Origin of the sequence: Streptomyces sp. E11-3 (assembly GCF_046540415.1) — a bacterium.
Classification (GTDB): domain Bacteria; phylum Actinomycetota; class Actinomycetes; order Streptomycetales; family Streptomycetaceae; genus Streptomyces.
In genome coordinates this window covers 1,268,144-1,275,136 of sequence record NZ_JAZGRL010000002.1, presented here as the reverse complement: position 1 = coordinate 1,275,136, position 6,993 = coordinate 1,268,144, and the positions used below count along the sequence as shown (strand labels likewise).

Here is a 6,993-nt window from a genome sequence, read left to right as displayed (position 1 = left end):
CCGCCGCCCCTGCTGCTCCGAGTGTCGCCGCTGTCGCCGCTCCGGTGCGTAGCCGCCGGGCCGTGATCGCGCTGCGCACGCTGCGGATCGCGCTCGCGCTGTTCTTCGGCTTCGCAAGCGGGCTGCCGAAGCTGTTCGCCGTACCCGCGGCGCAGGAGACCTTCGACAAGATCGGAGCCGGTGACTGGTTCATGTACTTCGTGGGCGGTCTTGAGGTGCTGGGGGCGATCGCACTGGTGGTCCCGATCCTGTCCGGTGTCGCTGCCATGGCCTTCGTCGGCCTGATGATCGGGGCGTCGATCACCGCGGTGGCCGCGCTGGATGGTGAGTTCTGGTACACACCGCTGGTGTTGATGGTGCCGCTGGTGTACGTGGCGCGGGCGCAGCGGCATGAGACGGTGCGATTGGTCCGGACCGGGCGGGGGATGCTGAAGTCTTTCAGCCCGGCCGGCGTTTGAGGCCACCTGTGAGCCCGGCCGTCGAGGCCCCGCCCCCTGGTACGGCTGACTCAGAGTCAATAGAGTCAGCCGCGAAGCGAGTTGACTCAAGGGGCTGGTGGCATGGCAGAGCGCGCGGGGGTCGACAGACGGACGCTGCTCACCTATCTGGTGGCGGCGCCGACGTTGACCGTGGCCGTCGGCTGGGGCGGGACCGGCACCGCGCGGGCGGCCACCGCGGACATCCTGCCCGAGCTGCTGCCCGACCTCGGCGACGTCCTGATCCTCGCCGGGCTCCCGACCGCGCATCTGCTCACCCTGGAGATCGCCGAGGACGGCACCGTACGCTTCGGGCTGCCGCGCCAGGAGGTGGGGCAGGGTCTGACCACCGCCGTCGCCATGCTGATCGCCGACGAGTTGGACACCCCGCTGGACAAGGTCACCGTACGACTGGACGGTGCCCGCCCCGAGTTGCTGTTCAACCAGCTCACCGGCAGCTCCAACTCGATCCGTTCGCTGTACCGGCCAGTGCGCGCGGCGGCAGCCGTGGCCCGCACCCGACTCGCGGCGACCGCCGCCGCCCGGTGGGGCCTCGCCCCCGAGAAGGTCGCGACACGGGACGGCAAGGCCGTGGCGCCGGACGGCCGCGAAGCCCCGTATGGCGAACTGACCACGGCCGCCGCGGCTCCCCGTACGCAGGACTTCGCGGACGCCGACCTCAAGCCCGAGGCCGAACACCGCGTCGTAGGCCGCCCCACGGGACGTATCGACGCCAGGGCCATGGTCACCGGGCGCCAGAAGTACGCCCTCGACCTGGACGTCCCCGGTGCGAAACCGGCCATGGTGCGCCGCCCGCCCACCCTGGGCGGCACGGTCGGCGAGGTTCACAACCGGGACGAGATCCTGGCCATGCCGGGAGTCCTGGACGTCGTGGTCATCCCCACCGGTGTGGCCGTCGTGGCCGAGACGTTCGGGCAGGCGCTCGCGGGCAAGGACGCCGTACGTGCCGACTGGGGGCCAGGACCGGTCGACGACCTCTCCGACGACACCCTCCGCACCCGGCTCCGCAAGGCCGCCCGCCCCTTCGTACCGCCCCTGCTGACCCGGTACATCGAGGCCGAGTTCGACTTCGCGCCCGTCAGCCACGCACCCCTGGAGACCAACAGCGCGGTCGCCGACGTACGCGCCGACCGGGCCACCGTCTGGACCGCGGCGCAGTCCCCGATCGCGGCCCGCGCGGCCGTCGCCAAGGCCGTGGGACTGCCCGCCGCACGGGTCGACCTCAAGGTCGTCCAGGCGGGCGGCTCCTTCGGGCGGCGGCTGTTCCACGACGCCGCCATCGAGGCCGCCCAGGTGTCGAAGGGCGCCGGGCGCCCGGTGCGCCTGATGTGGTCCCGTATCGACGACACGCGGCACGGCCGCATGCGCCCGCCGACGCACCACAAGCTGCGCGCCACCTACGTGGCCGGGAAGGTGCTCACCTTCGAGCACCGGATGGCCTGCGTCGAGACCGACGTCCGGCACGGACTCGGGGACGCGGTGACCGCCGGACTGACCGAACTCCCGCTCGGCAACGAGACCTTCGCGCAGCTGATGTTCCGCCTCACCGTGCGTTCCCCGTACTCCCTGGGGATCACCACCCAGTCGCTGACCGAGCTGCCGCTGGCGCTGCCCACCGGGTCCTGGCGCAGCGTGTACTCGGGCACGGCACGCGCGGCGGAGGAGATGTTCGTCGACGAGATCGCTCAGAAACTCGGCGTGGACCCGGTGGAGTTCCGCCGCCGCCAACTGCGCGGGGCGGCCCAGCGTGCCGTACTCGACAAGGCCGCGGCCGACGGCGACTGGGGCAGGGCCATGCCCGACGGACACGCGCAGGGCATCGGCTTCCACGAGGAGTACAAGTCGTGTACGGCCTGCCTGGTCGAGATCGACGCCCGCGACCCGAAGGCACCGCGGGTGACCAAGGCGGTGATCGCGGTCGACGTCGGGCGTGCCGTCAACCCGCGCGGCGTTGAGGCGCAGATGCAGGGCGGGCTCACGGACGCCGTGTCGACGGCGCTGCGGGCCGGGCTGCACCTGGACAGGGGGCTGCCGCTGGAGGGCAGTTACTCGCAGTTCCACTACGCGCGGCAGGCCGACTCGCCGACGGATGTACGGGTCCACGTCCTGGAATCCGACGCCGACGCGGAGCCCGGGGGAGTGGGGGAACTCGGGGTGCCCGCCGCGGTCGCCGCCATCGGCAACGCCTACGCGCGCGCCACCGGCAGCCGCCCGCGCGGCTTCCCGGTCAACTTCCCCGTCGACTTCGAGCCGTTCCCACGGTGATCCGGGGCCACGCCCTGGCCCAGCCACCAGCTCAGTGACCCGGCTCCTGGAGGAGAACCGTGCCCGCACACACCTTCACCGTCAACGGTGAGTCCGTCACCGTCGACGCCCCCGCCGACCTGCCGCTGCTGTGGGTCCTGCGCGACCTGCTCGGCATCCGCGGCCCCAAGTACGGCTGCGGCATCGACGTCTGCAAGGCATGCACCAGCCACCTGGACGGCGAGGCCGTCAACCCGTGCGCCGTGCCCGTCGCGGACGTGGCGGGCCGCGAGGTCACCACGATCGAGGGACTCGCGGACGGGGAGACCCTGCATCCGGTGCAGGAGGCGTGGCTGGAGCAGGACGTCGCCCAGTGCGGCTACTGCCAGCCGGGCCAGATCATGGCGGCGGTCGCCTTGCTGAAGCGTACGAAGAACCCGACCGACGCCGACATCGACGCGATCGCCAACGTCTGCCGCTGCGGCACCTACTTCCGGGTCCGCGAGGCGATCAAGGCGGCCGCGGCCAGGATGTGACCGCGGCCGTGCGCCCGCATGCTCAGGCGCCGGGTGCCTCGCTCGGTGACTGGACCAGGCTCTAGGTGCCGGGTGCCTCGCTCGGCGGCTGGCCCAGGCCCCGCAGCCGCTCCATCTCGCGCCGGTCCCGCTTGGTCGGACGGCCCGCGCCGCGGTCCCTGATGCCCGCGGGGGCGATCGCCTCGCGGGGCGGGGGCGGCGGGCTGTTGTCGACGTAACACTCCACGGCGACCGGTGCGCCGACCCGCTTGCGGATGATCCGGCGTACGACGACGACCCGGTCCCGTCCGGCGTGCCGCAGCCGTACCTCGTCCCCCGCCTTGACCGCCTGCGCGGGCTTGGCGCGGTCGCCGTTGACCCGCACATGGCCCGCACGGCAGGCCGAAGCCGCCGCCGAGCGCGTCTTGGTCAGCCGTACCGACCAGATCCAGCTGTCGACCCGTACGGTCCCGGTGTCCGTAGCCCCAGCCTCCGAAGTCATGCCCTCGACTCTAGTCGGGGGACCTCGTTCTGTGGCGAGGGCGGCAGGATGGAGCCCATGAGCCTCTATCCGGATATCGAACCGTACGCGCACGGCCTGCTCGACGTCGGCGACGCGAACCACCTCTACTGGGAGGTCTGCGGGAACCCGCTGGGCAAACCGGCCGTCGTGCTGCACGGCGGGCCCGGCTCGGGCTGCACCCCGTACTTCCGGCGCTACTTCGACCCGGCCGCGTACCGCATCGTCCTGCTCGACCAGCGCGGCTGCGGCCGCTCCACACCGTTGGTGAGCGACCCGGCCACGGACCTGAGCGTCAACACGATGCCCCACCTGATCGCGGACCTGGAACTGCTCCGGCGTCACCTGGAGATCGACCAGTGGCTGGTCTTCGGCGGCTCCTTCGGCTCGATCCTCGCCCTGCGGTACGCGCAGCTGCACCCGGACGCCGTCTCGGAGCTGGTCCTCACCATGCTCGCCACCGGCAGCCAGGCGGACGTCGACCTGCTCACCCGCGGGCTCGGCCGGGTCTTCCCCGAGGCGTGGGCGCGCTTCAGGGACGCCGTGCCCGAGGACGAGCGCGACGGTGACCTCTCGGCCGCGTACTACCGGCTGCTGCGGTCCACGGACCCCGCGGTACGTGCGCGGGCCGCCCGCGACTGGTGCGACTGGGAGACGGCCATGGCGTCTCAGCCGCCGCGCTCGATCCCCCGCTTCGAGGAACCCGAGTTCCGGGAGGGGTTCGCCCGTACCGTCACGCACTACTTCAGCCAGGGCCACTTCCTGGGTGAGGACGGGGTCGTCCTGCGCGAGGCGCCGTCCCTGCGGGGCATCCCGGGAACGATCGTGCAGGGCAGCCTCGACTTCGGGAACCTGCTGGGCACGCCGTGGCTGCTCACCAGGGCCTGGCCGGACGCCGAGCTGGTGATGGTCGACGAGGTCGGCCACAACTCGGCGGCGCCCGACATGACCCGGGCCCTGGTGGCGGCGACGGACGTGTACGCGGCGCGGGACGTGTACGCGGCGCGGGACGTGTACACGACGCGCTAACGCGCCTTGCCCGCCTCGGTCTTGCCCGGCTTCCCCTCCCTACCCGGCTTCCCCAGTTTGCCCAGCGTCCGCTCCTTGCCCCAGCTTCCTCTCGATCCAGGTGACACCGAAGTCCACGACCTCACCGGCTTCGAACAGGTAGCTGTCGGCCGCGCCGACCGTGCCCCGGCTGCCGATCCCGGCGGCGAGCATGTCCTGGGCGATGGCCTCGAACGGGTCCTGCCCCTCGAGTACGACGGGGGAGTAGTCAAAGGCCCCGTCCGACGAGTCGATGTCGTGGAAGCGCCGCCAGACCCGCTCCCCACCGCCCTCCCCGTCGACCCGGATCGGCTGCTGGTAGTCCACGAACCGCTTCCCGGGTGCTTCGGCGAGCGCCTCGGAGTGGTGCAGCAGCGTGAGGGTGTCCAGCGGGGCGCCCAGCATCAGCACCCGGCCACCCGCCGCGACCAGCCGGGCGAGCGGGCTGCCGGGGCCGTGCGGTTCGTCCCACGGGTGGTCGGCCATCAGCGCGGTGGCCGCCGCGCCGAGTGCGGCGAAGCTCGCGTCGGGATGGCGGCTGCGGACCGCGCCCGGCCAGCGGCGCAGCGCCTCCGGAAGGCGGCCGTTGTCATGGTCGGCCTCGCTGAGCTCGGGGTCGTACGCGGGGTGCTCCGCGCGCACCGCGTCCTGCCAGGCCTGCGGCCAGTTGGTGAAGTCGTACGGCGGGGCGTCGTTCCAGCCGCAGGTCACCATCAGGGTTCCCCGCTCCCCGACGACATCGCTGAGGGCGCCGATGAGCGTCTGGGGGCCGCCCGCCACGTATCCGATCGCGGACATCCGGGTGTGGAACATGACCGTGTCGCCGTCGGTGAGACCGAGCGCGGTCAGATCCTGGCTGAGCCGACCGCGGGTGACGGGGCCGCCCGCGCGCTTGAGCAGGGCCAGTTCGTCCATGACGTCGCCCCTAGACCGCGTCCGGTACGACGGCCGTGGCCGTGATCTCCACCAGCTGCCCCGGGTAGCCGAGGCAGGCGACGCCGAGCAGGGTCGAGGAGTGCGGGCCCGTGCTGAGCCCCGATGCCTCGACGACGTCCCAGACCTCCGCGAGGACGGCGGGCTCGCCGCTCACCACGTACACATCCGTATACGCCACCAGCGAGAGGTCGCTGCCGATCGCGCGCAGCTGCTCCTCAAGATTGGCGATGACCTGCTTGGCCTGCTGGACCGGGTCCCCCTCGCCCGCCAGGCCGCCCTCGGCGTCGAGCGGTACGGACCCGGCCAGGAAGGCCAGCCGGGTACCGGCCTCGACGACGGAGGCGTGCGCGTAGGTCGGCGGCGGGAAGAGCGAGGGAGCGACGGTGCGCTTGATCACGGAAGCCTCCGAAGCATCGACGGTCGGTGGGGCGCTGCCGCGTGGATCATGCCGGGAGGCAGGACCCGTTCGCATCCCATTTCCGGGCGGCGGCCACGGGCGAGGCTCGCTCAGGCGGCCGGGGCGTGCAGGACCGTCTCGGCGAGCCCGAGGTGCTCGCGCAGCACCGTACGTCCGGTGTCCGTCAGGACGATCATCCGGGTGGTGCCCTTACGCAGCACCCACTCGGCGTCCAGGGCCCGCTGGAGGAACGCGGCGCCCACCGCGCCCGCCAGGTGCTGGCGCCGCTCCGTCCAGTCCAGACAGCTGCGGACATGGGCGCGGCCCGAGCGGGGGCGGTGGTCGTCGATGCCCAGGTCACGCAGCCAGGCCCGGCCCGCATCGGTCAGCGCGGGGCCGTACTCCCAGGTCAGCAGGGACCGCTCGGTCATCGCGTCGGTGATCGCGACCGCGACCGTACCCGCCAGGTGGTCGTAGCAGGACCGGGCGTGCGCCAGGGCGCGCCGCCGGTGCGAGTCGCTGAGCGAGCGGATGGGCGTGGACCGCAGCGGGGCGTGCGAGGCGAGGCTCTCGATCATCTCGGCGGTGGCGGGCCCGGCCAGCCGCACATAGCGGTGGCGGCCCTGCCGCTCCTCGGCCAGCAGCCCGCCCGCGACGAGCTGGTGCAGATGGCCGGTCGCCGTGGACGCGGCGACCCCGGCGTGCTGGGCCAGCTCCTTCGCGGTCCAGGCCCGCCCGTCGAGGAGCGCCAGGCACATCGCCGCGCGGGTGCGGTCGGCGAGCAGACTGGCGAGGGAGGCCAGGTCGGGGCCGGTGACGCTGTCGGGGGTCGTCGGA

8 protein-coding genes are annotated in these 6,993 nt (G+C 72.7%); 4 read left to right on the top strand and 4 right to left on the bottom strand.

Annotated elements, in window-relative coordinates; all coding sequences use genetic code 11:
• Positions 1-62 precede the first annotated feature (62 nt).
• The 3 genes from U9R90_RS24735 to U9R90_RS24725 all read left to right on the top strand — a co-directional run bounded on the left by U9R90_RS24735 (position 63) and on the right by U9R90_RS24725 (position 3,277).
• The gene (locus U9R90_RS24735) at positions 63-458 is read left to right on the top strand and encodes a DoxX family protein (protein WP_411058865.1); all 396 of its coding nucleotides are present in this window, start codon (positions 63-65) and stop codon (positions 456-458) included.
• A 102-nt stretch (positions 459-560) separates the two neighbouring features.
• Positions 561-2,762 carry a molybdopterin cofactor-binding domain-containing protein gene (locus U9R90_RS24730; RefSeq protein WP_411058864.1) on the top strand — a complete coding sequence of 734 codons (2,202 nt, stop codon included), beginning with the start codon at positions 561-563 and terminating at the stop codon, positions 2,760-2,762.
• Positions 2,763-2,821: 59 nt separating this feature from the next.
• Complete coding sequence (locus U9R90_RS24725; RefSeq protein WP_411058863.1) at positions 2,822-3,277, top strand: (2Fe-2S)-binding protein; 456 nt, start codon at positions 2,822-2,824, stop codon at positions 3,275-3,277.
• Between the two features lie 61 nt (positions 3,278-3,338).
• Here U9R90_RS24725 and U9R90_RS24720 read toward each other — a convergent pair whose 3' ends face one another.
• A complete protein-coding gene (locus U9R90_RS24720) occupies positions 3,339-3,851 on the bottom strand; it encodes an RNA-binding S4 domain-containing protein (protein ID WP_411058862.1) in 513 nt (170 codons plus the stop codon).
• Here U9R90_RS24720 and pip point away from each other — a divergent pair.
• Complete coding sequence (pip, locus tag U9R90_RS24715) at positions 3,816-4,805, top strand: prolyl aminopeptidase (RefSeq protein ID WP_411058861.1); 990 nt, start codon at positions 3,816-3,818, stop codon at positions 4,803-4,805. The genes U9R90_RS24720 and pip overlap by 36 nt on opposite strands.
• 39 nt (positions 4,806-4,844) lie before the next feature.
• On the opposite strand, the gene aac(3) is transcribed toward pip, so the two are convergent.
• The 3 genes from aac(3) to U9R90_RS24700 all read right to left on the bottom strand — a co-directional run bounded on the left by aac(3) (position 4,845) and on the right by U9R90_RS24700 (position 6,959).
• Complete coding sequence (gene aac(3) / locus U9R90_RS24710; RefSeq protein WP_411058860.1) at positions 4,845-5,738, bottom strand: aminoglycoside 3-N-acetyltransferase; 894 nt, start codon at positions 5,736-5,738, stop codon at positions 4,845-4,847.
• A 10-nt stretch (positions 5,739-5,748) separates the two neighbouring features.
• A complete protein-coding gene (locus U9R90_RS24705; protein ID WP_411058859.1) occupies positions 5,749-6,156 on the bottom strand; it encodes a RidA family protein in 408 nt (135 codons plus the stop codon).
• A 110-nt stretch (positions 6,157-6,266) separates the two neighbouring features.
• Positions 6,267-6,959: an ArsR/SmtB family transcription factor gene (locus tag U9R90_RS24700; RefSeq protein WP_411059793.1), complete on the bottom strand. Its 693-nt coding sequence runs from the start codon at positions 6,957-6,959 to the stop codon at positions 6,267-6,269.
• Between the last annotated feature and the right edge of the window lie 34 nt (positions 6,960-6,993).

Coding starts and splice junctions, on each gene's coding strand:
- U9R90_RS24730 (WP_411058864.1), top strand. CDS start 561: ATGGCAGAGCGCGCGGGGGTCGACAGACGGACGCTGCTCACCTATCTG.
- pip (WP_411058861.1), top strand. CDS start 3,816: ATGAGCCTCTATCCGGATATCGAACCGTACGCGCACGGCCTGCTCGAC.